Source organism: Micrococcus sp. HSID17227, assembly GCF_003989405.1.
Taxonomy (GTDB): domain Bacteria; phylum Actinomycetota; class Actinomycetes; order Actinomycetales; family Micrococcaceae; genus Micrococcus; species Micrococcus luteus.
Window position 1 is genome coordinate 1 of the sequence record NZ_RBLN01000327.1, and the last position, 2135, is coordinate 2135.

General features: G+C 74.0%; 2 protein-coding genes and 1 rRNA gene. All 3 read left to right on the top strand.

Translation table 11 applies throughout. The features are described 5' to 3' along the window. Nucleotides 1-77: ribosomal RNA gene (gene rrf / locus D8M29_RS11400) — 5S ribosomal RNA — on the top strand; the annotation flags it as partial. 196 nt (nt 78-273) lie between these two features. After that, entirely contained in the window at nt 274-1614 is a 1341-nt protein-coding gene (locus D8M29_RS11405; protein WP_095347580.1) for a hypothetical protein, read from the top strand. Beyond that, nucleotides 1611-2135, top strand: a 525-nt coding sequence (locus tag D8M29_RS11410; RefSeq protein WP_370450173.1) for an HAD-IIA family hydrolase, incomplete at its 3' end; no start/stop codon positions are given. The genes D8M29_RS11405 and D8M29_RS11410, both read left to right, overlap by 4 nt.

Sequence of the window (2135 nt, forward strand, 5' to 3'; positions counted from 1 at the left end):
CGAACCCGGAAGCTAAGGCCCACAGCGCCGATGGTACTGCAACCGGGAGGTTGTGGGAGAGTAGGTCGCCGCCGGACATTTTTTGAGGGAGGGCCTCGCACTGTTGGTGCGAGGCCCTTCCCGCATTTCTGGACTGTTTCTCCGAGAGGACGGTCCGCCACAGGCTCCGGGCACTAGCCTGGTCTCCTGAGGACCCGGCCGTGAGGCCGGCGCATGAGGAACAGAGACTGCGTTCCCGCGGATCATCGCGGCGTGACGCCCAGGAAGGACACCATGGCTGAGGACACCCCCCGAGAGCGCCGCGAGGACCGTGGTTCCGAGGGCCGCGGGCCCCGTGGTGGTGATGGCCGGCGTCGTGGTGGAGACCGCGACGGACGTCCTCGCAGCGGTGCCGGTGACCGGCGCCGCTCCGGCGGGCCTCACGAGGACCGTCGTCGTGGCTCCGCAGACGGTCCGCGTCGTCAGGACGGGGCCGGTGACCGTGGCCCGCGTCGCGAGGAGTTCGGTCGCGACGGCGCGCGGCGTCGCTTCCGCCCCACCTCCGAGGACCGCCGGCGCGGCCCGGGCCAGGATGGCGGGCGGCCCGAGCGCCGCGGTGCGCCGACGGGCCCTCGTCGCGAGGACCGCGCCGAACGACCCGCGCACAATCCCGGTGACCTCCGAGCGGCGAATCGTGCGGACCAGGAGCGCTCCCCGGACATCGACCCGGACGTGACGGGCAAGGAGCTCGACCGCGGCACGCTCAAGGAGATCAACGGCCTTGACGAGCGTGCTGCCAGCTGGGTCGCCAAGCACCTGGTGATGGCCGGTCGCTACCTGGACGTCGACCCGACGCTGGCGTTCCAGCACGCCCTCGCCGCGTCCCGCAAGGGCGGCCGCCTGTCACGCGTGCGCGAGGCCGTCGCGCTCACCGCCTACGCGGCGGGGGAGTACGCCGACGCGTTGCGCGAGTTCCGCACCTACCGGCGCATGACGGGCGACGACACCCACATCGCCGCGCAGGTGGACAGCGAGCGTGCCCTCGGCCGCACGGAGAAGGCCCTGCAGCTGGCCGCCGAGGTGGATGCCTCGCGTCTGGACCGCGCGGCGCGGGCCGAGCTGGCCATGGTCGTCTCCGGCATCCGCGAGGACGCCGGCGACCTCCAGGGTGCCCATGAGGCCCTGCAGATCCCGGAACTGGACCGTCGGCGCGGCTACCCCTTCTCTCCCCGGCTGTTCCAGCGCCAGGCCGACGTGCTGCTCGCCCTGGGGCGCCGCGACGAGGCTCGGCTGTGGGCGCGTGCCGTGCGCGTCGCGGAGAAGGCCCTCGGCGTGGGCGGGTTCGCGGACCCAGAGATCATCGACGTGGACACCGAGCCGGTCGAGGACCCCCGGAACCGCCGCCCGTCCCCCCGCGAACGGCGCCACGAGCGGTATGCGGCCGAGGCCGGTGCGGAGCCGACGGCGGACGGATCCCCGGCCGAGGAGCCGGAGGCCGCCGCGGAGCCGACCTTGGTGCCCCGACAAGAGGCCGTCGCGGAGCCGCCGGCCGCCGTCGACACGCCGGACGAGGTCGACCCGAACCAGCTGTCGCTGTTCGACGACCTCGAGGCCCCGGAGGCAGACGAGCGGTGAGCACCACGTTCTTCGACGGTCACGACGGGCTGCTGTGCGACCTGGACGGCGTCGTGTACGCCGGAGACGGTGCGATCGCCGGGGCGGTCGAGACGCTGTCGACGCTGCAGGAACGCGGCGTGCCGGTCGGGTTCGTGACGAACAACGCCTCTCGCGCGCCGGAGTCCGTGGCCGAGCATCTCCGCACGCTCGGGGTGCCCGCGGAGGCGGGGCAGGTCTTCGGCTCCGCACCGGCGGGCGTCGACCTGCTCGAGGAGACGCTCGGCCGCCGGACCGGCCGGGTGCTCGTGGTCGGCTCGGCGTACCTGCGCGCCGTGGTCGAGGAGCGGGGCTACGAGGTGGTCGCGTCCGCGGCGCAGTGTCCCGACGCGGTGATCCAGGGCTTCGACCCCGGTCTCGGCTGGGCCGATCTGGCGGAGGCCGCGTACGCCGTGCGCGCCGGGGCCACCTGGGTCGCCACCAACCTGGACACCTCGATCCCGCGCGCGGAGGGGATCGCCCCCGGCAACGGGGCCCTCGTC